The organism is Actinotalea sp. JY-7885 (assembly GCF_014525465.1).
Taxonomy (GTDB): domain Bacteria; phylum Actinomycetota; class Actinomycetes; order Actinomycetales; family Cellulomonadaceae; genus Actinotalea.
In genome coordinates this window covers 1-23,060 of record NZ_JACEXH010000028.1, presented here as the reverse complement: position 1 = coordinate 23,060, position 23,060 = coordinate 1, and the positions used below count along the sequence as shown (strand labels likewise).

Annotated in this window: 26 protein-coding genes; 15 read left to right on the top strand and 11 right to left on the bottom strand. The window is 74.9% G+C overall.

Translation table 11 applies throughout. The annotated features are described in order from the left end of the window. The 3 genes from IDM29_RS04490 to IDM29_RS04480 all read right to left on the bottom strand — a co-directional run. Nucleotides 1-616, bottom strand: a 616-nt coding sequence (locus IDM29_RS04490) for a CbiQ family ECF transporter T component (protein WP_309232674.1), incomplete at its 3' end; no start/stop codon positions are given. After that, nucleotides 613-1,320, bottom strand: a complete 708-nt coding sequence (locus IDM29_RS04485) for an energy-coupling factor ABC transporter ATP-binding protein (RefSeq protein WP_182113710.1) — start codon at nt 1,318-1,320, stop codon at nt 613-615. The genes IDM29_RS04485 and IDM29_RS04490, both read right to left, overlap by 4 nt. Before the next feature lie 28 nt (nt 1,321-1,348). Then, nucleotides 1,349-2,014: a biotin transporter BioY gene (locus IDM29_RS04480; RefSeq protein WP_255491841.1), complete on the bottom strand. Its 666-nt coding sequence runs from the start codon at nt 2,012-2,014 to the stop codon at nt 1,349-1,351. 96 nt (nt 2,015-2,110) lie between these two features. On the opposite strand from IDM29_RS04480, the gene IDM29_RS04475 reads away from it, so the two are divergent. Then, nucleotides 2,111-3,709, top strand: a complete 1,599-nt coding sequence (locus IDM29_RS04475; RefSeq protein ID WP_182113711.1) for an ABC-F family ATP-binding cassette domain-containing protein — start codon at nt 2,111-2,113, stop codon at nt 3,707-3,709. A 97-nt stretch (nt 3,710-3,806) separates the two neighbouring features. Beyond that, nucleotides 3,807-4,055 (top strand): helix-turn-helix domain-containing protein, encoded by a 249-nt coding sequence (locus IDM29_RS04470; protein ID WP_182113712.1) that lies wholly within the window; start codon nt 3,807-3,809, stop codon nt 4,053-4,055. Here IDM29_RS04470 and IDM29_RS04465 read toward each other — a convergent pair. Genes IDM29_RS04465 through IDM29_RS04455 form a run of 3 tightly spaced genes read right to left on the bottom strand, consistent with a single transcriptional unit; the run spans nt 4,036 to nt 5,572 of the window. Next, nucleotides 4,036-4,962: an SURF1 family protein gene (locus IDM29_RS04465; protein ID WP_255491842.1), complete on the bottom strand. Its 927-nt coding sequence runs from the start codon at nt 4,960-4,962 to the stop codon at nt 4,036-4,038. The genes IDM29_RS04470 and IDM29_RS04465 overlap by 20 nt on opposite strands. A gap of 17 nt (nt 4,963-4,979) precedes the next feature. Beyond that, nucleotides 4,980-5,213, bottom strand: a complete 234-nt coding sequence (locus IDM29_RS04460; RefSeq protein ID WP_182113714.1) for a hypothetical protein — start codon at nt 5,211-5,213, stop codon at nt 4,980-4,982. Further along, nucleotides 5,210-5,572, bottom strand: a complete 363-nt coding sequence (locus IDM29_RS04455; protein ID WP_182113715.1) for a DUF3099 domain-containing protein — start codon at nt 5,570-5,572, stop codon at nt 5,210-5,212. The genes IDM29_RS04460 and IDM29_RS04455 overlap by 4 nt, the downstream gene beginning before the upstream one ends. 140 nt (nt 5,573-5,712) lie before the next feature. Here IDM29_RS04455 and fabG point away from each other — a divergent pair, with 140 nt between their 5' ends. The 3 genes from fabG to IDM29_RS04440 all read left to right on the top strand — a co-directional run bounded on the left by fabG (nt 5,713) and on the right by IDM29_RS04440 (nt 7,805). After that, on the top strand, nt 5,713-6,426 hold the full coding sequence (fabG, locus tag IDM29_RS04450) for a 3-oxoacyl-ACP reductase FabG (RefSeq protein WP_182113716.1): 714 nt from the start codon (nt 5,713-5,715) through the stop codon (nt 6,424-6,426). Between the two features lie 76 nt (nt 6,427-6,502). Next, nucleotides 6,503-7,270, top strand: coding sequence for an enoyl-ACP reductase FabI (fabI, locus tag IDM29_RS04445; protein WP_182113717.1), 768 nt, complete (start codon nt 6,503-6,505; stop codon nt 7,268-7,270). Nucleotide 7,271: 1 nt separating this feature from the next. After that, a complete protein-coding gene (locus IDM29_RS04440) occupies nt 7,272-7,805 on the top strand; it encodes a histidine phosphatase family protein (RefSeq protein ID WP_182113718.1) in 534 nt (177 codons plus the stop codon). A 28-nt stretch (nt 7,806-7,833) separates the two neighbouring features. On the opposite strand, the gene serB is transcribed toward IDM29_RS04440, so the two are convergent. Together serB and IDM29_RS04430 are read right to left on the bottom strand one after the other, a co-directional pair. Then, a complete protein-coding gene (gene serB / locus IDM29_RS04435; RefSeq protein ID WP_255491843.1) occupies nt 7,834-8,493 on the bottom strand; it encodes a phosphoserine phosphatase SerB in 660 nt (219 codons plus the stop codon). Between the two features lie 71 nt (nt 8,494-8,564). Beyond that, nucleotides 8,565-9,806, bottom strand: coding sequence for a glucose-1-phosphate adenylyltransferase (locus IDM29_RS04430; protein ID WP_182113719.1), 1,242 nt, complete (start codon nt 9,804-9,806; stop codon nt 8,565-8,567). A 70-nt stretch (nt 9,807-9,876) separates the two neighbouring features. Between IDM29_RS04430 and glgA the strand changes: the two genes are divergently transcribed. Then, nucleotides 9,877-11,088 carry a glycogen synthase gene (gene glgA / locus IDM29_RS04425; RefSeq protein WP_182113720.1) on the top strand — a complete coding sequence of 404 codons (1,212 nt, stop codon included), beginning with the start codon at nt 9,877-9,879 and terminating at the stop codon, nt 11,086-11,088. Here the strand turns inward: glgA and IDM29_RS04420 are convergent. Beyond that, complete coding sequence (locus tag IDM29_RS04420) at nt 11,085-11,891, bottom strand: hypothetical protein (protein WP_182113721.1); 807 nt, start codon at nt 11,889-11,891, stop codon at nt 11,085-11,087. The genes glgA and IDM29_RS04420 overlap by 4 nt on opposite strands. Nucleotides 11,892-11,965: 74 nt before the next feature. On the opposite strand from IDM29_RS04420, the gene IDM29_RS04415 reads away from it, so the two are divergent. The 8 genes from IDM29_RS04415 to IDM29_RS04380 all read left to right on the top strand — a co-directional run bounded on the left by IDM29_RS04415 (nt 11,966) and on the right by IDM29_RS04380 (nt 20,750). Continuing rightward, the gene (locus tag IDM29_RS04415) at nt 11,966-12,766 is read left to right on the top strand and encodes an ABC transporter ATP-binding protein (RefSeq protein ID WP_182113722.1); all 801 of its coding nucleotides are present in this window, start codon (nt 11,966-11,968) and stop codon (nt 12,764-12,766) included. Nucleotides 12,767-12,886: 120 nt separating this feature from the next. Beyond that, nucleotides 12,887-13,366, top strand: a complete 480-nt coding sequence (locus IDM29_RS04410; RefSeq protein ID WP_182113723.1) for an NfeD family protein — start codon at nt 12,887-12,889, stop codon at nt 13,364-13,366. Further along, nucleotides 13,363-14,547, top strand: a complete 1,185-nt coding sequence (locus tag IDM29_RS04405; protein WP_182113724.1) for an SPFH domain-containing protein — start codon at nt 13,363-13,365, stop codon at nt 14,545-14,547. Before IDM29_RS04410 ends, IDM29_RS04405 begins: the two co-directional genes overlap by 4 nt. A gap of 64 nt (nt 14,548-14,611) precedes the next feature. Next, the gene (locus tag IDM29_RS04400) at nt 14,612-16,390 is read left to right on the top strand and encodes an ABC transporter ATP-binding protein (protein ID WP_255491844.1); all 1,779 of its coding nucleotides are present in this window, start codon (nt 14,612-14,614) and stop codon (nt 16,388-16,390) included. Between the two features lie 89 nt (nt 16,391-16,479). Beyond that, nucleotides 16,480-18,369 (top strand): ABC transporter ATP-binding protein, encoded by a 1,890-nt coding sequence (locus IDM29_RS04395; RefSeq protein WP_220458051.1) that lies wholly within the window; start codon nt 16,480-16,482, stop codon nt 18,367-18,369. A 42-nt stretch (nt 18,370-18,411) separates the two neighbouring features. Next, nucleotides 18,412-19,296, top strand: coding sequence for an alpha/beta fold hydrolase (locus IDM29_RS04390; protein WP_182113725.1), 885 nt, complete (start codon nt 18,412-18,414; stop codon nt 19,294-19,296). Beyond that, on the top strand, nt 19,289-19,879 hold the full coding sequence (locus tag IDM29_RS04385) for a TetR/AcrR family transcriptional regulator (protein WP_182113726.1): 591 nt from the start codon (nt 19,289-19,291) through the stop codon (nt 19,877-19,879). The genes IDM29_RS04390 and IDM29_RS04385 overlap by 8 nt, the downstream gene beginning before the upstream one ends. Nucleotides 19,880-19,916: 37 nt before the next feature. Next, the gene (locus IDM29_RS04380; protein ID WP_182113727.1) at nt 19,917-20,750 is read left to right on the top strand and encodes an RNA methyltransferase; all 834 of its coding nucleotides are present in this window, start codon (nt 19,917-19,919) and stop codon (nt 20,748-20,750) included. A gap of 81 nt (nt 20,751-20,831) precedes the next feature. Here the strand turns inward: IDM29_RS04380 and IDM29_RS04375 are convergent, their stop codons facing one another. Further along, nucleotides 20,832-21,389 carry a YbaK/EbsC family protein gene (locus IDM29_RS04375; RefSeq protein ID WP_182113728.1) on the bottom strand — a complete coding sequence of 186 codons (558 nt, stop codon included), beginning with the start codon at nt 21,387-21,389 and terminating at the stop codon, nt 20,832-20,834. 125 nt (nt 21,390-21,514) lie between these two features. Here IDM29_RS04375 and IDM29_RS04370 point away from each other — a divergent pair, with 125 nt between their 5' ends. After that, nucleotides 21,515-22,138, top strand: coding sequence for a hypothetical protein (locus IDM29_RS04370; protein WP_182113729.1), 624 nt, complete (start codon nt 21,515-21,517; stop codon nt 22,136-22,138). Between the two features lie 9 nt (nt 22,139-22,147). On the opposite strand, the gene IDM29_RS04365 is transcribed toward IDM29_RS04370, so the two are convergent. After that, on the bottom strand, nt 22,148-22,678 hold the full coding sequence (locus IDM29_RS04365; protein ID WP_182113730.1) for a YbhB/YbcL family Raf kinase inhibitor-like protein: 531 nt from the start codon (nt 22,676-22,678) through the stop codon (nt 22,148-22,150). Between the last annotated feature and the right edge of the window lie 382 nt (nt 22,679-23,060).

The window sequence follows — 23,060 nt, the reverse complement described above, 5'->3', positions numbered from 1 at the left end:
GCCGCGCCCGTCCGACGGCGCGCACGGCGGCGGGTACCAGCACGGCCCGCGGGTCGCGTTCGAGCCCGCGGGCGCGGGCGGCGTCGCGCGCCTCGAGCGAGGTCTCGAGCAGGGCCGGCACGGCCCGGAGCATGAGCCCGACGGCGAGCGCGACGACCTCCGGGCGGAGCCCCACGTGGCGCAACGGGCGGGCGGCGCGTCCGAGCACGTCGAGCAGCCGGTCCGCCGGGGTGGTCGCGGTCAGGACGACCGCCACGACGACCACCGTGACGAGGTCGGCGGCCACCTCGACCGCGATCGCGGGACCCCGTCGCCACGCCTGGAAGCCGCCGACGAGGACCGCGACCACCAGGACGGGCAGCAGCTGGCGCAGCGTCGTGCGCAGCCGCAGGCGAGCCGACGCGGCGACCCCGAGTGCCCCGGCCAGCAGGGCCAGGCTCGGCCATGGCCCGGAGACCACGAGCACCGCCGCACCGACGGCCGCGAGGCCGAGCAGCTTCGTGCCCGCCGGCGCCCGGTGCAGCCACGACGCGCCGGGCTGGTGCAGGCCGAGCGGACCGGCCCACCGCAGGCGCTGGTGGCGCGGGTCGGCGGGACGCGCGGGCGGCGCGCTCACCGCGTCACCCCGGACATGAGCTCGACGTAGTGGTCCACGGCGTCGTCGGGGTCGCCGTCCGCCACGACCGCGCCCTCGTCGACCACGAGCACGCGCTCGGCACGCCGCGCCGCGGCCAGGTCGTGCGTGACCAGGAGCAGCTGCAGGTCGAGCGAGTCCAGGAGCGCGTCGACGGCGCGCCGCCAGCGCAGGTCCAGCAGGGTCGTCGGCTCGTCGCACACCAGCACGGCCGGCTCGGTGGCCAGCACCGCCGCGAGCGCCAGCAGCTGCTTCTGCCCGCCCGAGAGGGCGTGCACGGGGACGTCGGCCCGCTCGCCGAGCCCGTAGCGCGCGAGGACCTCGCGCGCCCGCTCGGCCCGCTCGTCGGCGGGCAGGTCCAGGCGGCGCAGGGAGAGCGCGACGTCCTCGACGGGGGTGGGCATGACGATCTGGGCGTCGGGGTCGGTGAAGGTGAAGCCGACGCGGCGCCGGACCGCGGCGCCGTCGCGCAGCGTGTCGAGCCCGTCCACGCGCACGGCGCCGGCCGACGGCAGCACGAGCCCGTTGACCAGGCGGGCGAGGGTGGACTTGCCCGAGCCGTTGGCACCGACGACGGCGACCCGGCGCTCGGCGAGCGTGAGCGTCGTCGGCGCGAGCAGCTCCACGACCTCGTCACGGTCACCGGCCGCCCACACCGTGACGGTCGCGTCGACCAGCTCGATCACGTCACGAGCCTACGGCCGCGCCCCGCGCTCAGCGCCGCCGCGCGCGCAGGTCCGGGAACGCCCGCAGCACGGCCGTGGCGACGACCGCCGCCAGCACGTTCTTCACGACGTCGCCCGGGAGGAAGGTCGCACCCGCGGCGATCGCCTCGCCGCCCGAGAGGCCCAGCCGCGCGCCCATGACGGTGATCCCGAGCGGGTGCACGACCAGCAGGCTCGCGGCGGTCGCGCTCGCGAAGAACGCGAGCGGGCGCAGCCCGGGACGCAGGTGCAGCGCGCGCGCGGAGAGCAGGCCGGCGACCAGCGCCGCGACCGGGAAGGCGAGCAGGTATCCCAGCGACACCTTGCCGAACGTCGCCAGGCCGCCCGTGCCCTCCGAGAAGACCGGGATCCCGGCGAACCCCACCGCGAGGTAGAGCAGGACGGCGAGGGCGCCCCGCACCGGGCCCAGGACGAGGGCCGCGAGCATCACGCCGAACGTCTGCAGCGTGATCGGCACGGCCATGCCGGGCAGGGTGATGGCGGGCAGCAGCGCGCAGACCGCGATGAAGGCCGCGAACGTGGCGACCAGGGCGACGTCGGTCGCGGCCGAGCTCCGGGCCGCGGGCAGGGGGAGCGCGGCCCCGGCGCGGCCGTCGTCGGGCAGGGCGGCCTCGGGCGTCGGGACCATGGTCCTCCAGACCTGCGGGTCGGTCACGGTACTGCGGTCGGCCGACCACGCTAGCCGGTCGTAGGATGGGTGGCGTTTGTGCCCGCCCACAAGGCGGCCGGGCGCCCGTCGGAGGAAACCTCAGTGATCACCGCACATGACGTCGAGCTGCGCATCGGCGTCCGCGTCCTCCTCGAGAAGGCGTCGTTCCGGATCGCCGCGGGCGACCGCGTCGGCCTCGTCGGCCGCAACGGCGCCGGCAAGACCACGCTGACGCGCGTCCTCGCGGGCGAGGGGCAGCCGACGTCGGGCCAGGTGGTGCGCACGGGCGACGTGGGCTACCTGCCGCAGGACCCGCGCACCGGCGACCTCGAGGTCGTCGCGATGGACCGCATCCTCTCGGCCCGCGGCCTGGACGACATCGTCCGGCGCATGCGCAGCACCGAGGGCGAGATGGCCAGCGCCGACGACGCCACCCGCGATGCGGCGATGGAGCGGTACTCCCGGCTCGAGGCCCGGTTCACCGCGGCCGGGGGGTACGCGGCCGAGAGCGAGGCCGGGCGCATCGCGTCCAACCTCGGGCTCGCCGAGCGCATCCTGGGCCAGCCGCTGAGCACCCTGTCGGGCGGCCAGCGGCGGCGCGTCGAGCTCGCCCGCATCCTGTTCTCGGGCGCCGAGACGCTGCTGCTCGACGAGCCCACCAACCACCTCGACGCCGACTCCGTCGTCTGGCTCCGCGAGTACCTCGGCTCCTACTCCGGCGGGTTCCTCGTCATCAGCCACGACGTCGACCTCGTGCGCCAGACCGTGAACAAGGTGTTCCACCTGGACGCCAACCGCGGCGAGCTGGACCAGTACAACCTCGGCTGGGACGCCTACCTGGCGCAGCGCGAGACGGACGAGCGCCGGCGCAAGCGCGAGCGGGCGAACGCCGAGAAGAAGGCCACGGTCCTGCTCGCGCAGGCGGACAAGATGCGGGCCAAGGCGACCAAGGCGACGGCGGCGCAGAACATGGCGCGCCGGGCCGAGCGGCTCCTGTCCGGCCTGGAGTCCGAGCGCGCGTCGGACAAGGTCGCGAAGCTGCGTTTCCCCGACCCCGCGCCGTGCGGGCGCACCCCGCTCACCGCCACCGGCCTGAGCAAGACCTACGGCTCGCTCGAGGTCTTCACGGACGTCGACCTGGCGATCGACCGCGGCAGCCGCGTCGTCATCCTGGGCCTCAACGGCGCCGGCAAGACCACCCTCCTGCGGCTCCTGGCCGGCGTCGAGACGCCGGACACGGGTGAGGTCGTGCCCGGTCACGGGCTCAAGCTCGGCTACTACGCGCAGGAGCACGAGACGCTGGACACCGAGCTGACGGTGGTCGAGAACCTGCGTCACGCGGCCCCCGACCTGGGCGACACGCAGGTGCGCTCGGTGCTCGGCTCGTTCCTGTTCTCGGGCGACGACGCCGACAAGCCCGTGCGGGTCCTGTCGGGCGGCGAGAAGACGCGCCTCGCGCTCGCGGCCCTGGTGGTGTCGTCGGCGAACGTCCTGCTCCTCGACGAGCCGACCAACAACCTCGACCCGGCGAGCCGCGCGGAGGTGCTCGACGCGCTGCGCGGCTACGCGGGCGCCGTCGTCATGGTCACGCACGACGAGGGCGCTGTGACCGCTTTGTCACCAGAACGGGTGGTGCTCCTGCCGGATGGGGACGAAGATCTATGGAACGACAGCTACGCGGACCTCATCTCGCTCGCGTGAGCTCGCCCGGCCCGGGCGACGTCGACCGGGTCGGACGCCGTCGGCCGGGCTCCCGTCCGGTGGCGGGCCACACCAACCTGGGGCCTGGAGGACGATGATGGGTACGAAGCTGCCGAAGGGGTCACGGATCACCGGCGAGGGTCGGCAAGATCTCGCCGCATCGCTCGTCGAGCGCTACAACCGCGGTGAGAGCATCCGTTCGATGGCCGAGGACATCGGCCGCTCGTACGGGTTCGTCCACGGCGTGCTCGTCGAGCAGGGCGTCACCATGCGGACCCGGGGTGGTGCCACGCGCGGTGCTGCCGCCGAGGCGCGCCGCGCTGCCCTCAAGGAGTCGCGCTCCTGACGTCGGCGGGACGCCCCGCGTCCTGCGCGTCGAGGAGGGCATCCTCCTCCTCCTCGGCGGTGGGACGACGACGGCGCGAGCCCTGGCCGGACGTGCCGGCGGGGCGCGTCCCGCCAGGGGTCTCGGCGTCGGGCTGGTCGACGTCGTCCGGATCGCCCTCCCGGACGACGCGCACCGCCAGCACCACGCCGGTCCCGAGCGCGCCCAGCGCGAAGACCCACCACTGGAACGCGTAGGACAGGTGCGAGCCCGGGTCGGTGCTGGGCGCGGGCAGGGCGCCCAGGCCCTCGGGACGCGCGCCGTCCTCGGAGGCGACGGCACCGTACGCGCGCAGCGTCGCGTCGGCCGGCCAGTCGCCCGCGTCCGCGCGCCCGGTGCCCGACAGCGTGCCCAGGGCGGCGTCGCGGACCTGGTCGGCATTGATGGCCTGGACCTGGCCGGCCGGGGCGTCGCGGGCCGAGGCGCGCTCGCCGGGCCGCAGGCGCACCACGACGTCGACCGGGCCGCCGGGCAGGGCGGGGACCTCCGCCGTCGTGCTGTCGTCGCCCAGCGGCACCCAGCCGCGGTCGACCACGAGCACCGAGCCGGCGAGCACGTCGTCCTGCAGCACGAGCGGGACCAGGACGTGGAACCCGGCCTGCCCGTCGACGGGGCGGTTGCGCAGCAGCACGGGTGCGGGCAGGTAGGTGCCGCGGACCCGGACCGGTCGCCACACGTCGGCTGGGTCGAGCTGCTCGCCCGGGCCGAGGAGGTCCGCCAGCGGCACCGGTGCGGCGTCGTAGTTCGCCTGCACGAGCGCGATGGCGGCGCTGCGGTCCTCGTGGCGACCCCACTGCCACAGCCCGGCGCCCGTGCAGCCGACGGCGACGACGAGGGCCACCAGCAGCGTCCGCGCGACCTGTCGCACGGTCGAACCGGTCGCGCTCACCCGTCGCCGGGCCCGAGCTCGTCGACCGGCACCGTGTCACGGTGGAACCCGCGCGCCCCCAGGAACTGCTCGAGGTGGGCCCGGTGGTCGTCGCACGCGAGCCAGACCTTGCGCCGGTCCCCGGAGTGCAGCCTGGGGTTGTTCCAGCGCAGGCCCCACGCGGCGTCGTCGCGGCAGCCGCGGGCGCTGCACAGCAGCTCCTGGGCCGGCTCGGTGTCGTTCGTGGTCACTGGTCCTGGCTCCGGGGGGACGTCGGGGGCAATGCGGTCGTCGTGGGTGCCGGCGGCAGGGCGCGTGTCGCGTCGTACGGGTCCACCGTCGCGCCGCGCTCCCGTCCGGCGTTCGCGAGCAGGACCGCGATGTAGGGCAGCACCACGGCGCCCGCGAGCAGGAGCCACCGGCTCCAGTGCTGGACGGTGACGGCCCCGATGAAGCACACGACCCGGATGCTCATCTGGATGAGGTAGCGGCGGGTCCGGCGCGCGATGTCGTCCGCCAGCGGCTCGGCGGCGCTCGTGATCCGCGGGACGGGCTCGGAGGCCCGGTCCGGTCGCCCGGACTCGCGCCGGGGGAGGCCTGTGCGGTTCACCTCCTGAGTTTATCCGCCGTTCGGTCCACGGGCGTCGGGGGCGGCCGCGGCGGGCCTTCGGCTACGTTCACTCCCGGGGCACCGGGCGTGCCGGTGGGCACCGGACCCCTCCCGACCGTCGACCTGAGTGGAGCAGACCTGTGCAGACCACGCCTCGCAGCGTGCTCGTGACCGGCGCCAACCGCGGCATCGGACGCGCCATCGCGGAGCGGTTCGTCGCCTCGGGGGACCGGGTCGCGACCATCTACCGCACGGGTGACCTGCCGCAGGGCGTGCTCGGCGTGGTCGGAGACATGACGGACACCGCCTCGATCGACGCCGCCTTCACCGAGGTCGAGGCCGCGCACGGGCCCGTCGAGGTGCTCGTCGCCAACGCCGGCGTGACGCGGGACCAGCTGCTGCTGCGCATGACCGACGAGGACTTCGAGCAGGTGCTCGACGTCAACCTGACGGGGACGTTCCGCTGCGTGCGCCGCGCCTCGAAGGGCATGATCCGGCTGCGGCGGGGCCGCATCGTGCTCATCTCCTCGGTGGTCGGGCTCTACGGCGGCGCCGGCCAGGTGAACTACGCGGCCTCCAAGGCCGGGCTCGTCGGCATGGCGCGGTCGATCACGCGCGAGCTCGGCGCGCGCGGCATCACGGCGAACGTCGTCGCGCCGGGGTTCGTCGAGACCGCGATGACCGCGGCGTTGCCGCCGGAGCGCCAGGAGGCCTACCGTGCAGCGATCCCGGCCGGACGCTTCGCGGATCCCGACGAGGTCGCCGGCGTGGTCCACTTCCTCGCGTCGTCCGACGCGGCGTACGTCAGCGGCGCGGTCGTGCCGGTCGACGGCGGCCTCGGCATGGGGCACTGACGGGTCACCACCACGACACTGCGTCGCCGCAGCGCGGACGGCGACCGCTCGACACTCGACGAAGGGAAGCGGCTCCATGGGTCTGCTCGACGGCAAGAAGCTCCTGGTCACCGGCGTCCTCATGGACAGCTCCATCGCCTTCCACGTCGCGCGGCTCGCGCAGCAGGAGGGTGCCGAGGTCGTCCTGACCTCGTTCGGCCGCCAGCTCCGCCTCACGCAGGCCATCGCCAAGCGCCTGCCCCACACCGCGCCGGTCGTGGAGCTCGACGCGACGTCGACCCAGGACCTGGAGGCGCTGGCCGACCGGGTCCGCGAGCACGTCGACCACCTGGACGGCGTCGTGCACTCCATCGGCTTCGCGCCCCAGTCGGTCATGGGCGGGAACTTCCTCGCGGGCGAGTGGGAGGACGTCGCGACGGCGCTGCACGTCTCCGCGTACTCGCTCAAGGCCCTCACGGTGGCCGCGCAGCCGCTCATGCCGCGCGGCTCCGCCGTCGTGGGGCTGACGTTCGACGCGCGGTACGCGTGGCCCGTGTACGACTGGATGGGTGTGGCGAAGGCGGCCTTCGAGTCCACGGCCCGCTACCTCGCGCGCGACCTCGGGCCGCAGGGCATCCGGGTCAACCTCGTCTCCGCCGGGCCCATCCGGACCACGGCGGCGAAGTCGATCCCCGGCTTCGAGGCCATGGAGGGCGGCTGGCCCGAGCGCGCACCGCTCGGCTGGGACGCGCACGACGCCGAGCCCACCGCCCGCGCCGTCGCGGCGCTGCTCTCGGACTGGTTCCCGGCCACGACCGGGGAGATCGTGCACGTCGACGGCGGCTTCCACGCGATGGGCCTGTGACGTGACGTCGCCGCGCCCGGGCGGGCGCCGCCTCGTGCTGCTGCGGCACGCGAAGGCCGAGGCCGGCACCGTGGCCGGCGACGCGCTGCGCCCGCTCGCACTCGCGGGCCGCGCGCAGTGCGTCACGGTCGGCGCCGCGCTGGCCGCGGCGGGGCACGTCCCCGAGCTCGTGCTCGTCTCGTCCGCCGTGCGCACCCGGCAGACGTGGGACCTGGTCCGGGGCTCGCTGCGCGGGTCCCCGGAGCCGGACGTCGTGATCACCGACGACCTGTACGACGCGGGCGTCTCGGAGCTCGTCGACCTGCTGCGCGGCGTCGACGGGCGCGTGGCGACGGTCCTCGTCGTGGGTCACGAGCCGACGATGTCCGCGGCGGCGGCCACGCTCGCACGCCCGGGCAGCGGGTCCGAGCGTGCCTTGGCCTCCGCACGGGCCGGGCTGCCGACGGCGGGCTTCGCGGTGCTCGACGTCGCGGACTGGGCGACCCTCGAGCCGGCCTCCGCGGTGCTCCTCGACGCGGTGCGACCGCCGGCCTAGCCACCGGCGCCCGGGCGCCGGGCGTGGCTCAGGCGCCCGTGGGGCGCCGCGGGAGGTGCTCCAGCACGGCGTCGAGCGGTGCGTCGAGGACCGCCACGTCGGCCTGCGCGCACACGACCGGCTTGGCGTTGAAGGCGATGCCGAGGCCCGCGGCCGCCAGCATCCCGAGGTCGTTGGCCCCGTCGCCGATCGCGACCGTCCGCTCCATCGGGACGCCGTGGGCCGCGGCGAGCTCGCGCAGGGCGCGCGCCTTGGCCTCGCGGTCCACGACGGGCCCGACGACGCGGCCGGTGAGGCGTCCGTCGGCGATCTCGAGCCGGTTCGCCCGCACGAAGTCGATGCCCAGGCGCGCCGCGAGGGGGTCGACCAGCTCGTGGAAGCCGCCCGAGACCAGGCCCACGGGCCAGCCGCGGTCGTGGAGCTCGGCGACCAGCCGCTCCGCGCCCGGCGTCAGCACCATGTCCGCGCGCACGGCGTCGAGCACCGCCACGGGCAGGCCCGCGAGGGTCGCGACCCGCTCGTGCAGCGAGGTGGCGAAGTCGATCTCGCCGCGCATGGCGCGCTCGGTGACGGCGGCGACCTCCTCGCGCGCCCCGGCGTGGGCCGCGAGCAGCTCGATGACCTCACCCGTGATGAGCGTCGAGTCGACGTCCATCACGACCACACGTACGTCCGCTGCTGGTGCCACGCGGTGCAGGGTAGCGGCGTGGCCGCCGTGGCCGCGGCGCGTCCGCCGACCGGGCGCCGGTGGGTGCGGGCTCAGCCCTCGACGACGGTCCCCTTGGGGACGACCGTGATGCCCGACTCCGTCACGGTGAAGCCGCGGGCCCGGTCGTGCTCGGCGTCGAGGCCGACGCGGGCCCGCTCCTTGACCACGACGTTCTTGTCGAGGATCGCGCGGTGCACCTGGGCGTGACGCCCCACGTCCGTGCCGTCCATGACGACCGAGTCGCTCACCGACGCCCACGAGTGCAGGTACACCCCGGGCGAGAGCACCGAGCCCGTGACCGTGGCACCCGAGACGATGACGCCCGGCGAGACGAGCGAGTCGGCCGCGTGGCCCATGCGCCCGGGACCGGCGTGGACGAACTTCGCGGGCGGCAGCTGCGCGTACCCGCTGAAGACGGGCCAGTCGGTGTTGTAGAGGTTGAACACCGGGTTGATCGAGATCAGGTCGATGTTGGCGTCGTAGTAGGAGTCCAGCGTCCCCACGTCGCGCCAGTAGTCGCGGTCGCGGTCGGTGGAGCCGGCGACGTCGTTCTTGATGAAGTCGTAGACGCCCGCGGTGCCGCGCTCGACGAAGTACGGCGCGATGTCGCCGCCCATGTCGTGGCGCGACGTCGGGTTGGCCGCGTCCTTGGTGACGGCCTCGACCAGGGCGTCGGCGTTCGCGACGTAGTTGCCCATCGAGGCGAGGATCTCACCGGGGGAGTCGGCGAGCCCGACCGGATCCGTCGGCTTCTCCAGGAAGGCGTTGATCTTCGTCGGGTCGTCCGCGCGGGTCTCGATGACGCCGAACTGGTCGGCGAGCGAGATCGGCTGCCGGATCGCCGCGACCGTGAACTCGGCGTCCGACGCGAGGTGCGCGTCGACCATCTGCTCGAAGTCCATCCGGTACACGTGGTCGGCGCCCACGACCACGACGACGTCGGGCCGCTCGTCGGTGATGATGTTGAGGCACTGGAAGATCGCGTCGGCGCTGCCCAGGTACCAGTGCTTGCCGACGCGCTGCTGCGCCGGCACGGGCGCGACGTAGTTGCCCAGCAGCGGCGACATGCGCCAGGTCTTGGCGACGTGCCGGTCGAGGCTGTGCGACTTGTACTGCGTCAGCACGACGATCTGCAGGTAGTGCGAGTTGACGAGGTTGGAGAGCGCGAAGTCGACCAGGCGGTACATCCCGCCGAACGGCACGGCCGGCTTGGCGCGGTCCGCGGTGAGGGGCATGAGGCGCTTGCCCTCACCACCCGCGAGGACGATTGCGAGGACGCGCGGCGCTGCCATACCCGTGACCCTAGGGGTGCTCGGGCCCGTCGGCCAGACGATCGGGTGCGTGGCGCGCTAGCGTGTCGTCGTGCGCGTCGACCTGCTGACCAGGGAGTACCCCCCGCACGTGTACGGCGGAGCCGGCGTGCACGTGGCGGAGCTCAGTGCGGTGCTCCGGCGCCACCTCGACGTGAGGGTGCGGTGCTTCGACGGCGCCCGCGCGGAGGCGGGGGTGGACGGCTACGACGTGCCCGCCGGTCTGGCCGAGCACAACGCCGCCCTGCGCACCTTCGGCGTGGACCTGCTCATGGCCGGGGACGTCGAGGGCGCCGACGTCGTGCACTCCCACACCTGGTACGCCAACCTCGGCGGTCACCTCGCGGGGCTGCTCCACGGCATCCCGCACGTCGTGAGCGCGCACAGCCTCGAGCCGCTGCGGCCCTGGAAGGCCGAGCAGCTCGGCGGCGGGTACGCGCTGTCCGGATGGGCGGAGCGGACGGCCTACGAGGGCGCCGCGGCGGTCATCGCCGTGAGCGCCGGCATGCGCGCCGACATCCTGCGCTGCTACCCCCAGGTCGACCCCGCCAAGGTGCACGTGGTGCACAACGGCATCGACCTCGCCGGCTGGCGGCGCCCGGAGACGGAGGAGGCCCTGGCGCGTGCCGACACGGTCGTGCGCGGGCTCGGCATCGACCCGGAGCGACCGGCGGTCGTGTTCGTCGGCCGCATCACGCGGCAGAAGGGCCTGCCCTACCTGCTGCGCGCCGCGGAGGCGCTGCCGCCGCAGGTGCAGCTGGTCCTCTGCGCGGGTGCGCCGGACACGCCGGAGATCGCCGCCGAGGTCGCAGGCCTGGTGTCCGACCTGCGCCAGCAGCGCGACGGCGTGGTGTGGATCGAGCAGATGCTCCCGCGCGAGGACCTCGTGGCGGTGCTCAGCGCCGGGACCGTGTTCGCGTGCCCGTCGGTGTACGAGCCGCTGGGCATCGTCAACCTCGAGGCGATGGCGTGCGGCCTGCCCGTGGTCGGCACGGCCACGGGCGGCATCCCCGAGGTCGTCGACGACGGCGTCACCGGCCTGCTGGTGCCGATCGAGCAGGTCCAGGACGGCACGGGCACGCCCGTGGACCCGGATCGGTTCGTCGCCGACCTCGCCGCCGCCCTCACCGCGCTCGCCACCGACCCGGCCCGCGCGGCCGAGATGGGCCGCGCGGCCCGACGACGCGTGGAGGACAACTTCGCGTGGGGCGCGATCGCCGAGCGGACGATCGAGGTCTACCGGTCGGTCCTCGCGGGGTCCTAGACCGCGATCGGCGGGCCGGCCGCCTGGGCGGTCGCCGCGGCGACCGCCCGCCGGGCCGCGTGGTCCACGTGGCGCAGCGCGGCCGACCGCTGGTCGGCCTGCCAGAGGTTGACGGCGCCGCCGTCGTCCACCGTCGCCAGGTCGACGACGGTGCGCAGCCGGACCGCGGTCGCCAGGACCCGCACCGCGCGTCCGGCGAGGCGGTCGGGCAGCGGCCAGCCCGGGTCCGCGTCGGAGCGCAGGGCCGCGATCGTGTCCGCCGCGTCCTCGCGCCAGCGCGCGACGTCGAGCTGGGCCAGCGCCTCGGTCGCGTCGCGCAGGCACTCCCGCAGGCTCCGCTCCGCCTCGCTCAGCGTCCCCACGATCCCGGGCAGCCGGGGGCGCCAGTCGGGCACCTCGTGCACGCGCCACGAGACGAGGTGGCCCGTGTCGTGCACCGAGCCGAACGCGATGATCTCCGGGACCGCGGCCCAGGCCCGCCCCTGCGCGTGCGCCAGGACGCACTCGCCCGCCTCGACGGCCTCGGCGGCGACCTCGGGCGGCAGCCCTGTGACGTCGCCGGGGACGGGCAGCAGGGCGGCCGCCGCCCGGGGGCCGGCGGCCCATGCGGAGAGCAGCTCGGCGAGCGTCCCGCCGTCGGGCACGCCGGGCACGACGGTCGTCCCGGCGCCCGTGACGACGTGCGGCTCGTCGTCGCCCTCGACCGCGGCGACGGCGCGCCGCAGCGGGTCGGCGCCGGCGCCGACACCCTGCAGCCACAGGGCCAGGAGGACGGACCGGGGGAGCTCGAGCGCGGGGTTCACGCGCTCCAGTGTGCCGCGCCGACGCGCGTGGTGCGGTGCCCCGGGGCGCACCGGCGCAGGTAGGGTCGGGCACCATGACAGCGGTGCTCGACCTCCAGGACGTGACCATCCGGCGGGGCCCCAAGACGATCCTCGACCGGGTCTCCTGGACCGTCCGCGACGGCGAGCGCTGGGTCGTGCTCGGCCGCAACGGCGCCGGCAAGACCACGCTGCTGCAGGTCGCCGCCGGGCGCATGCACCCCACGAGCGGCACCGCCCACGTCCTGGGCGAGCGGCTCGGGGCCGTCGACGTGTTCGAGCTCCGGCCGCGGATCGGCGTGGCCTCGGCCGCGCTCGCGGACCGCATCCCCGGCTCGGAGAAGGTGCTCGACGTCGTCCTCACGGCCGCCTACGGGATGACCGGGCGCTGGCGCGAGCAGTACGAGGCGCTCGACCACGAGCGCGCGCGCGTGCTGCTCGACGTGTTCGGCGTCGGCGACCTCGCCGACCGCACCTTCGGGACGCTCAGCGAGGGCGAGCGCAAGCGGACGCAGATCGCGCGCGCCCTCATGACCGACCCCGAGCTGCTGCTGCTCGACGAGCCGGCCGCGGGGCTCGACCTCGGCGGGCGCGAGGAGCTGGTCGGCGCGCTGGCGGAGCTCGCGGGCGACCACCGCTCTCCCGTCCTGGTCCTGGTCACGCACCACGTCGAGGAGATCCCCGAGGGCTTCACGCACGGGCTGCTGCTCAAGGACGGCGGGGTGCACGCCGCCGGTCCGCTCGACGAGGTGCTCACGGCCGAGCGGCTCTCGTCCACCTTCGACGTCGACCTCCAGGTCGAGCGGCACGCCGACGGCGGCCGCCGCGGCGCCCGCTGGAGCGCGCGCGCCCGCTGACCCGGGCCGGACCGGGCGGGACGGTCAGGACCGGTGAGCGCCGGTTCAAGACCGGGCAAAGTCCTGGCCTCGGCAGCACCATCCGGCGAGTAGGATGGTGACCACGGCTGAGGAGGTCCGATGGGCTGGGTGTGGTGGCTCGGAGCGGCGCTGCTGCTCGCCGTCATCGAGATGCTCTCGCTCGACCTCGTCCTGGTGATGTTCGCCGGCGGCGCCGCCGTCGCCGCGTTGCTGGCCGTCATGGGCTTCCCCGTGTGGGTGCAGATCGTCGGGTTCGCGGTCGCGTCCGGGCTGCTGCTCCTCGCGCTGCGGCCGTGGCTGCTGCGCCACCTGCGCCAGCGCGTGCCGCTCGTGGAGACCAACGTGCACGCGCTGGTCGGCCGGCCCGCGTTCGTGGTCGCCGAGGTCTCGGACCGAGCCGGGCGCGTCAAGCTCGCGGGCGAGGTGTGGAGCGCCCGCACGGACGGCGCGCGCCTGCTGGCGCCCGGCGAGACCGTCGTGGTGCAGCGCATCGACGGCGCGACGGCCGTCGTCGGGCCCTCCACCGATCCGCACGCCAGTGCCTCGCCCCTGCCACGCCCGACGGAGGAGACCTCGTGACCGAGACCAGCCCGCTCACCATCGCCGGGTACGTGCTGCTCGGCCTGCTCGTCCTGTTCGTGGTCATCGCGCTGGTCCGCTCCGTGCGGATCGTGCCGCAGGCGGTCGCGCTCATCGTCGAGCGGCTCGGCCGGTACTCGCGCACGCTCGACGCGGGGCTGCACCTGCTCATCCCGTTCGTCGACCGGGTGCGCGCCGCCGTGGACCTGCGCGAGCAGGTCGTCTCCTTCCCGCCGCAGCCTGTGATCACCTCGGACAACCTCGTGGTGAGCATCGACACCGTCATCTACTTCCAGGTGACCGAGCCGCGCTCGGCGGTCTACGAGATCGCCAACTACATCCAGGGCATCGAGCAGCTGACCGTCACGACCCTGCGCAACGTCGTCGGCTCGATGGACCTGGAGCAGACGCTCACCAGCCGCGACCAGATCAACGGCCAGCTGCGCGGCGTGCTCGACGAGGCCACCGGGCGCTGGGGCGTGCGCGTCAACCGCGTCGAGCTCAAGTCCATCGACCCGCCGCAGTCGATCCAGGGCTCGATGGAGCAGCAGATGCGCGCCGAGCGCGACCGTCGCGCGGCGATCCTCACCGCGGAGGGCGTCAAGCAGTCCCAGATCCTCACCGCCGAGGGCGAGAAGCAGGCCGCGATCCTGCGCGCCGAGGGCTCCGCGCAGGCGGCGATCCTCAACGCCGAGGGCGAGTCGCGCGCGATCCTGCAGGTGTTCGACGCGATCCACCGCGGCGACGCGGACCCGAAGCTGCTCGCCTACCAGTACCTGCAGATGCTGCCCGAGGTCGCGCGCTCGCAGTCGAACAAGATGTGGTTCATCCCGACCGAGTTCACCGCGGCGCTCAACGCCATCGGGAAGGGCTTCGGTGCGGCCACCGGCAGCGAGCTGGCCGCGGACTCCGGACGGCCCGCAGGCACGTCGCCGCTCGGTGACGACCTGCCGCCGTCGGCCCTCACCGAGCCGGCCGAGGCGCTCGCGGAGGCGCGGCGCCAGTCGGCGGCCGCGACCCAGGACGCGACGAGCGCGGGCACCCTCAGCGGGCGGCCCGTCGACCGGTCCCGGGAGGCCGGCCAGGGCGAGGGCGCACCGGCGCCGCTCCAGGATCCCGACGCCGACGCCGACGGCGGCGCGGGGCAGGGCGGCATCGCCCCACCGCCGTACCGCAGCTGACCCGTCCGCTACGCCCTGGGAAAACACGCGTGCCCGTGTCGGGGGCCGGGGCTAGGTTCGCGAGGTGACCTCCACCGAGCCGCGCACCGAGCCGCGCCGTCGCGGGGGCAGTGCTCTGGTCTCGCTCCTGGGCGAGCGCCTCGTCCCGTACCGCGCGTCGCTGGTCGTGGTGGTGCTGCTCCAGCTCGTCCAGGCGATCGCCAACCTGTACCTGCCCAGCCTCAACGCCGACATCATCGACGACGGCGTCGCGCGGGGGGACACGGGCACGATCCTGCGCCTGGGTGCGGTGATGCTGGCCGTCACGCTCGTGCAGGTGGCGTGCGCGATCGGCGCCGTCTACGTGGGCGCCCAGGTCGCGACCGCGCTCGGCCGCGACGTGCGCGCCGCCGTCTTCGACCACGTGCAGACCTTCTCGGCGCGCGAGGTCGGGCAGTTCGGCGCGGCGTCGCTGCTGACGCGTACGACGAACGACGTGCAGCAGATCCAGATGGTCGTGGTGATGAGCCTGACCGTCATCATCGCGGCGCCGGTGATGGTCGTCGGCGGGGTCGTCATGGCCCTGCGCGAGGACGTCGAGCTCTCCGGCCTGCTCGTGGTCGTCGTCCCGGTGCTGCTCCTCGTGCTCGGGCTCGGCGTCTCGCGGATGCGGCCGCTGTTCCGGACCATGCAGGCGCGGATCGACGGCATCAACCGGATCCTGCGGGAGCAGATCGGTGGGGTGCGCGTCATCCGGGCGTTCGTCCGCGACGCCCACGAGCGCGAGCGCTTCGACGTCGCGAACCGCGAGCTCATGGGCGTCGCGATCGGCGTCGGGCGCGTCATGGCCCTGCTGTTCCCCACCGTGATGCTGGTGACCAACGCCGCCGGTGTCGCGATCCTCTGGTTCGGCGGGCAGCGCATCGCCGAGGGGTCCATGGAGGTGGGCTCGCTGACGGCCTTCCTCAGCTACATGATGCAGATCCTCATGGCCGTGATGATGGCCGTGATGATGTTCATGATCGTGCCTCGCGCCGAGGTGTCGTCGGACCGGGTCCAGGAGGTCCTGCGCACGGCCACGAGCGTCGCCGTGCCGACCGAGCCGGTCACGACCCTGCCCGCGCGCCTCACCGTCGAGCTGCGCGACGTCGGTTTCCGGTACCCGGGCGCCGACGAGCCCGTGCTGCGCGACGTGAGCCTGCTGGCCGAGCCGGGGCGGACGACGGCGATCATCGGCTCGACCGGCTCGGGCAAGACGACCCTGCTGGAGATGATCCCGCGCCTGTCGGACGTCACCGCCGGAGCCGTGCTCGTCGGCGGGGTGGACGTGCGTGACCTGGCCCTGCAGACGCTCTGGAGCGCCATGGCGGTCGTGCCCCAGAAGCCGTACCTCTTCGCCGGCACGGTCGCCTCGAACCTGCGGTACGGCAAGGACGACGCGACCGACGACGAGCTGTGGCACGCGCTCGAGGTCGCGCAGGCCGCCGAGTTCGTGCGGGCGCTGGGCGGGCTCGACACGCCCGTCACGCAGGGCGGGACGAACGTCTCGGGCGGGCAGCGGCAGCGGCTGGCGATCGCCCGGGCGCTCGTGCGCCGGCCCGCCGTCTACCTGTTCGACGACTCCTTCTCGGCTCTGGACTTCGCCACCGACGCCGCCCTGCGGCGGGCGCTGGCGCCCGAGACGCGCGACGCCACCGTCATCGTGGTCGCGCAGCGCGTGAGCACCATCCGGACGGCCGACCGCATCGTCGTGCTGGATGCCGGTGCCGTCGTGGGTGCGGGGACCCACGACGAGCTCATGGCGGCGAACGAGACCTACCGCGAGATCGTCCTGTCCCAGCTGAGCGCGCAGGAGGCGGCGTGAGCACGCGCGAGGACGACGCGCGGACGCAGGAGGCGCCGGCCCCGCGCCCGCCGCAGCGCCCGCACGGGCCGATGGGGATGGCGGTGGGCATGCCCACCGCCAAGGCGAGCGACTTCCGCGGCTCGGCGCGGCGCATGCTCGGCGTGCTGCGGCCCGAGCGCGCGGTGCTCCTGGCGGTCCTGGGTCTGACGCTGGTCAGCGTCGCCCTGGGCGTCCTGGGGCCGCGCCTCCTCGGGCGCGCGACGGACATCGTCTTCGCCGGCTTCCTCGGCCAGTCGCTGCCCGCGGGCCTGACGCAGCAGGAGGCCGTCGAGCAGCTCCGCGCGAGCGGCCAGGAGCGGCTCGCCGACGTCGTCGCGGGCAGCGACGTCGTGCCCGGCCGGGGCGTGGACCTGGGCGCGCTGGGCCAGGTGCTGCTCGTGGTGCTCGCGCTCTACCTCGGGGCCTGGCTCTTCGGGTACCTCCAGGGGCTGCTCACCACGGGCGTGGTCCAGCGGGTCGTGTTCCGGATGCGTGAGGCGGTCGAGGCCAAGCTCGGCCGGCTCCCGCTCGCGCACCTGGACCGGCAGCCGCGCGGCGACCTGCTCTCGCGCGTCACCAACGACATCGACAACCTCGCGATGACGCTGCAGCAGACGCTGAGCCAGCTCATCACCGCGCTGCTGACGATCGTCGGCGTGCTCGTGATGATGTTCTGGATCTCGCCGGTCCTGGCGCTCATCGCGTTGGTCACGGTGCCCGTCGCGGCGCTCGTCACGGCGACCATCGCGAAGCGGTCGCGGCCGCAGTTCGTCGCGCAGTGGGCTCGCACCGGAACGCTCAACGCCCACGTCGAGGAGATGTACACCGGTCACGCGCTGGTCAAGGTGTTCGGCCGGCAGCAGCGGGCGTCCGAGGCCTTCCACGAGCAGAACGCCGCGCTGTACGACGCGAGCTTCCGGGCGCAGTTCATCTCCGGCATCATCCAGCCCGCGATGATGTTCGTCTCGAACCTGTCCTACGTCGCGATCGCCGTCGTCGGGGGCCTGCGGGTGGCGTCCGGGACGCTCACGCTCGGCGAGGTGCAGGCGTTCATCCAGTACTCGCGCCAGTTCACGCAGCCGATCACGCAGGTCGCGGCGATGATGAACCTGCTGCAGTCCGGGGTCGCGTCGGCCGAGCGCGTGTTCGAGGTGCTGGACGGACCGGAGCAGTCGCCCGAGCCGGCCGACGCGCCGCGTCCCGACCCGGTCCGGGGGCGCGTCGTCTTCGAGGACGTCTCCTTCTCCTACAACCCGGACCAGCCGCTCATCCACGGCCTGGACCTGGTCGCGGAGCCGGGCAGGACCATCGCCATCGTGGGCCCGACGGGGGCCGGGAAGACCACCCTGGTCAACCTGCTCCTGCGGTTCTACGAGCTCGACGGCGGCCGCATCACGCTCGACGGCGTGGACATCGCCGCGATGGACCGCGAGGTGCTCCGCGCCCAGATCGGCATGGTGCTCCAGGACACCTGGCTCTTCGGCGGCACCATCGAGGAGAACATCGCCTACGGCCGGGTCGGCGCCACGCACGAGGAGGTCGTCGCCGCGGCCGAGGTCGCCTACGTCGACCGCTTCGTGCGGACGCTGCCGCACGGCTACGACACGGTGATCGACGACGAGGGCAGCAACGTCAGCGCGGGGGAGAAGCAGCTCCTGACCATCGCCCGGGCGTTCCTCGCCGACCCGGCCATCCTCGTGCTCGACGAGGCGACGTCGTCGGTGGACACCCGCACGGAGGTGCTGGTCCAGCACGCGATGGCGCGGCTCCGCACGGGACGGACGTCGTTCGTCATCGCGCACCGGCTCTCGACCATCCGGGACGCCGACCTGATCCTCGTCATGGCCGACGGGGCGATCGTCGAGCAGGGCACCCACGACGAGCTGCTCCACGCCGGTGGCGAGTACGCGCGCCTGTACGCGAGCCAGTTCACCGCGGCGGCCGCACCCGTGGAGTGACGCCGTTGGCATGGCCTGGCTAATGGAGTTAGCCTCAGCACTATGACCAGTAGCCAAGCGTCCCCCTCGGGTGTCCCCGCAGCTCCCGTCCACCACCTGACGCGCCCCGAGGGCCGGGTCACCTACACCGACACCGGTCAGGGCCCGCTCGTCGTGGCGGTCCCCGGGATCGGCGACCTGCGCGCCACCTACGACGACGTCGCCCCGCGGCTCGTCGCCGCCGGCTACCGCGTCGTGGTGTCCGACGTGCGCGGCCACGGCGACAGCGACACGACCTTCACCGAACACGGCGACGAGGCGACGGCCTCGGACCTCGCCGCGCTGGTCGAGCACCTCGGGGCCGGACCCGCCGTGCTGCTCGGGAGCTCGATGGGCGCGTCCGCCGCCGTCGTCGTCGCGGCCGACCGCCCCGAGCTCGTCCGCGGCCTCGTGCTGCTCGACGGCTTCCTGCGCGAGCCCGCGTCACCGGCGCGGCAGCGCCTCATGCGGCTCGGGTACCGCGTGCTGCTGGCGCGCCCGTGGGGCGCGGCGGCGTGGAGCGCGATCTACGGCACCCTGACGAGGAAGCGCCCGATCCCGCGCCTGGCCGAGCACCGGGCGGCGCTGCGCGCGAGCCTGCGCGACCCGGCGCGGCTGCGGTCGTTCCGGGACCTCTGCCTCCAGCTGGACCACCGCGTCGTGGAGCCGCGCGTCGCCCGGGTCCGGGCGCCGGCGCTCGCGGTCTTCGGCGCGCTCGACCCCGACTACGCCGACCCGGCGGCCGAGGCGGCGTGGGCCGGCGAGGCGCTCGGCGCCACGGTGCTCCTCCTGCCCGGCGTGGGCCACTACCCCCAGCTCGAGGCGCCCGACGAGGTCGTAGCCGCGGTGCTCGACCACCTGGCGGCGCTCCCGCCCGTGGTCGGAGCGGCGGGCGGCGCGCGTGGCTAGGGCCGGGCTCTCGACCGAGGCCGTCGTGCGGATCGCGCTCGAGCTCGTCGACGGCGGTGGTCCCGAGGGCTTCGCCGAGCTGTCGCTCGCGAAGGTGGCGGCGCAGGCCGGGGTCGCGACGCCGAGCCTCTACAAGCACGTCGGCTCGCTCGGCGCCCTGCGGCGCGAGGTCTGCGTCGTCGCGGTCGAGGACCTCGCGCAGGCGGTGGCCGCCGCGACGGTGGGTCGCGCGGGTCCCGACGCCGTCGTCGCGCTGGCCCACGCCATGCGCCACTACGCGCTCACCCGGCCCGGCCGCTGGGCCGCGGTGCAGGCGGCGCCCGACCCGCAGGAGCCGGCCGACGCCGCGCTGCGGGCGGCGGCGGAGCGCCTCGTCGCCACCATCGCGGCCGTGCTGCGCGGCTACGGGCTCCCCGAGGAGCGCACCGTCGACGCGATCCGCTCGGTGCGTGCGAGCATCCACGGCTTCGTCACGCTGGAGCTCGCCGGCGGCTTCCGGCTGCCCGACGACCTCGACGCGAGCTTCGCGACGCACGTGCGGATGATGCTCGCGGGCCTGGACGCCATCGCCGGCGAGGGATGAGGACCGCGGCCGCGCGTTCCCTGGGAGGATGTGACCCGTGCCCGTCCTGCGTGTGACCGACCCCCACGACGAGCGGCTGGCGGACTACACGCGCCTGACCGACGTCGCCCTGCGTGCCAAGCACGAGCCCGCCAAGGGCCTGTACATCGCGGAGAGCTCGACCGTGATCCGGCGGGCCGTCGCCGCGGGTCACCGGCCGCGCTCGTTCCTCATGGCGGACAGGTGGCTGCCGGACCTCGCGCCGCTGCTCGAGGAGGCCGGCGCGGGCGAGGGTGGCGACGTGCCGGTCTACGTCGCCGAGCCGGACGTGCTCGAGGGCATCACCGGGTTCCACCTGCACCGCGGTGCGCTCGCGGCCATGCACCGGCCGCCGCTGGCGAGCGTCCACGCGCTGCTCGCGGGCGCCCGCGGCGGGGCGGGCGCGCGGCGTGTCGCGGTGCTCGAGGACATCGTCGACCACACCAACGTCGGCGCGATCTTCCGCAGTGCGGCGGGCCTCGGCGTCGACGCCGTCCTCGTCTCGCCGCGCTGCGCGGACCCGCTGTACCGGCGCAGCGTGCGCGTCTCGATGGGGACCGTCTTCCAGGTCCCCTGGACGCGCCTCGAGTCGTGGCCGGGCGGCCTGGACGACCTGCGCGCCGACGGGTTCACGGTGGCGGCCCTCGCGCTCGCGGAGGACGCCGTGACCCTCGACGCGCTCGCGGCCGAGCCGCCGGACCGGCTCGCGATGGTGCTGGGCACCGAGGGCGACGGCCTCTCGCGCGCCGCGGTGTCGGCGGCGGACGTCGTCGTCCGCATCCCCATGGCCGGCGACGTCGACTCGCTCAACGTCGCGGCGGCGTCGGCCGTCGCGTTCTGGGCGCTGCGCTGAGGTCCGAGACGCACATCTGCACCGAGGACGTCCATGCGTATGTGCGTCCTCGATGCGAGAGTGCGACGGCGGCCACCGGGGCTAGGCGGCGTCGAGTCCCAGGTCCTGCACCACCTCGACGGCCGGCATCGTGCCCAGGAGCGCGCCCGGGAGCGTGAGCTTCGAGCGGCGCAGGCCGCTGCCTACGACGACGTCGCCCGCGTCGCGGACCCGCGCGTCGACCAGCACGCGCCAGGCCTGCGGCAGGCCGATGGGCGTGATGCCGCCGTACTCCATGCCGGACTCCTCGACGGCGCGGTCCATCGCCATGAACGACGCCTTGCGGACGTCGAGCAGGCGCTTGACCGCGTTGTTCACGTCGGCGCGGGTGCTCGCGAGCACGACGGCGGCCGCGACGCGCTCCTCGCCCGCGCGCCGGCCCGCGACCAGCACGCAGTTCGCCGACGCGTCGAGGGGCAGCCCGTAGGCGGCGGTGAGCGCGACGGTGTCGGCGAGGTCGGGGTCGATCTCGGCGACCCGGACCGCTGCGGCGACGGCCGGGTCGGCGTCGGCCCACCGCGTCAGGGCGGCCGTGGTGCCGGGAGCGAGGAGGTCGGGTCGGTCGAGGGCTGGCGTCCAGTCCAGGGCGGCGATCGGCATGGTGCCATCCTGACCCGTGCCGCCGGCGGGGTGCACGCGCGCCCGTTGACGCCCCGGCGAGGGCGCGGCCAGCATGGGAGCGCGCCGCCGTGGCGCGGTGGTGCCGGGCGTCACAGGGGGCGACCATGGCGGGTTCGCGGTTCACGGTGCCGGCGGGGTGGCCGACCCCGCCCGACGGGTGGCGTCCCGGGCCGGGCTGGACCCCGGACCCCGCGTGGGGCCCGGCTCCGCCGGACTGGGACTTCTGGCCGGACGAGCCGGCGGGCGGCGGGGCCGGGCCGGCACCGGCCGTCGGGCGCGCGACCGCCTACCGGGTCCGGTGGCTCGTGGCGTACTGGTGCGCCGTGCTGCTGAGCAGCATCGCCCTCGTGCTCGCCCTCACGGGCGAGGACGTCCCGCCGGCGTCCCAGCTCGCCGTCGCGCTGGGCTGGGTGGCGGCGCTGGCCGGCACGCTCATGGCGACGGACCTCGTGCGGCGCGGCGTCGGGGACGTCGCGTTCGACGAGGCCACGTCCAGGACGCGCGTCGTCTCGCTCGCGTGGCTGCTGGTCGTCTCGATCCTGGTGGTCGCCACGGTCGTGATGACAGGCGGCGGCGAGACAGAGCTGACCGACCCCAGCATCGGCGTCGAGCTCACGGGCGGTCTCGTCGAGACGATCGCCGGCGGCGTCGCGTTCCTCGCCGTCGCCGGCGAGGGCTTCTCGGCCTACCGGGCGTGCCGGGAGCGGCTCCTGCTCACCGCGCGCTGACCGGCGTCGTCAGGCCTGGAACGTCGGCGTGATCGTGCCGCGCGCGAGCGTGTGGAACAGCGCCGTGAAGGCGACCTTGGTGGGGGTCGCGTCGTCGTCGAGCTCGAGGGAGTCGACGTCGAGCGCGTGCACCGCGAACACGTAGCGGTGGGGGCGGTCGCCGGCCGGCGGAGCGGCGCCCGTGTAGCCGACGCCGCCGCCGTCGTTCCGCGCCTGCCGGGCGCCCGCGGGCAGCGCGGCGCCGTCGGGCGCACCGGCGCCGGTGGGGAGGCTGGACGTGCTCGCGGGCAGGTCCCACACGGTCCAGTGCCAGAAGCCGGCGGGCGTGGGGGCGTCCGGGTCGAAGCACGAGACGACGAAGCTGCGCGTCCCGTCCGGCGCGCCCTGCCAGGCCAGGTGCGGGGACGTGCTCCCGCCGGCGGCGGTGAAGCGCTCGGGCAGCGGTGCGCCGTCGACGACGTCGTCGCTGGTCACGGCGAGGTCCGGGGCCTCGGGGAGCAGCGAGTACGGGTCCGGTGCGGTCGGTCGGGCGAGGTCCACGGTTCCTCCAGGGGTCGGCACCTCCATCATCGCGATCACGGCGCGCGGCGCACGGCGAGCGCGGCGGTGCGGCCGTCCCGGGTGAGCGTCGCCGCCCCGTCCGGGCGCACCCGCACGGGCTCGGTGGCGACGCGCCGGGGCGACGCGCGGGCCGATTGACACCTCCGGGGTGGCGGCGTGTACTGATAGTTCGAACGTGCGTTCGAACGTCGTGCAGCGAGGAGGAGGTGCCCATGACCGCGGTCGTCGAGCGATCTGGCCCTCCCGTGGCGCCCGCGGAGGGGGTCGGGCTCTCGCGCGCCGCCCTGGCCCGCGCCGCCCTGGCCCGCGCCGAGGAGCGCACCGGGGCGCGGGGCTGGGTCCGGCCCGTCCGGGGACCGCG